The sequence below is a fragment of the Acetobacterium wieringae genome (assembly GCF_001766835.1).
GTDB lineage: Bacteria > Bacillota > Clostridia > Eubacteriales > Eubacteriaceae > Acetobacterium > Acetobacterium wieringae.
Genome location: NZ_LKEU01000032.1, coordinates 1 through 782 on the forward strand (window position 1 = coordinate 1; position 782 = coordinate 782).

Sequence of the window (782 nt, forward strand, 5' to 3'; positions counted from 1 at the left end):
TTAAGAAAGGATTTATGGCACTTTAATTGTACCATCCTTTCGCGTTTTTTTGAAGAAATGTTTATCCCACAGAGCTTTTGCTTTGCCTTTTATCGATTGATCCGTTATGCTCTGATTACCTGGTTTTCTGGATCCTTAAAACCTCATATCTTATTAAAATCGGAGGTTTTTTACAATGACTGAAAAAGACAAAGAATTGATTGCTTTATTTCGCTATGGCCTGATTGCGCCGTTACTGACGGATACCGTCACAAACCACACGGCTTATCTGGATGAGGTCAGTGCCAAAACCCATGATGTCCCCCATTATGGCATCCGCACCTACAACCGCAAAACCCTGCTGGAATGGCATCGGCTGTACCGGCGCCATGGTTTTGATGCGCTCAAGCCCAAGGTTCGGACGGACAAAGGTTCATCCCGGGCGCTACCGGCAGAATCGGCCAAACTGCTCCTTACGCTGCGAACGGAAAACATCCATTTATCGGTGAAGTTGTTCCATGAGTGGCTCATTCATGAAGGCCACTTCACCAGCTCCGACTGTTCCTATTCGACGGTGTATCGACTGCTGAAAAAACATCAGCTGTTAAAGCCATCAGTGGCGGATACGTCGGATCGCCGCCGTTTCGCCCATGTTGATATCAACACCCTGTGGCAGACCGATGTTTCCCACGGCCCATATCTGACTCTTAATGGTAAAAAGCGCAAAACCTATCTGATCGCTTTTATCGATGATGCTTCCCGGCGGATTACCGGGGCTCAGTTCATGCTGGATAATAAGCATT

Annotated in this window: 1 protein-coding gene; it reads left to right on the forward strand. The window is 47.1% G+C overall.

Going from position 1 to position 782, the window contains the following annotated elements; translation table 11 throughout:
• Positions 1-175: 175 nt before the first annotated feature.
• Positions 176-782 (forward strand): transposase (locus tag ACWI_RS11160; RefSeq protein WP_139142359.1); only part of this gene is annotated, 607 nt, incomplete at its 3' end.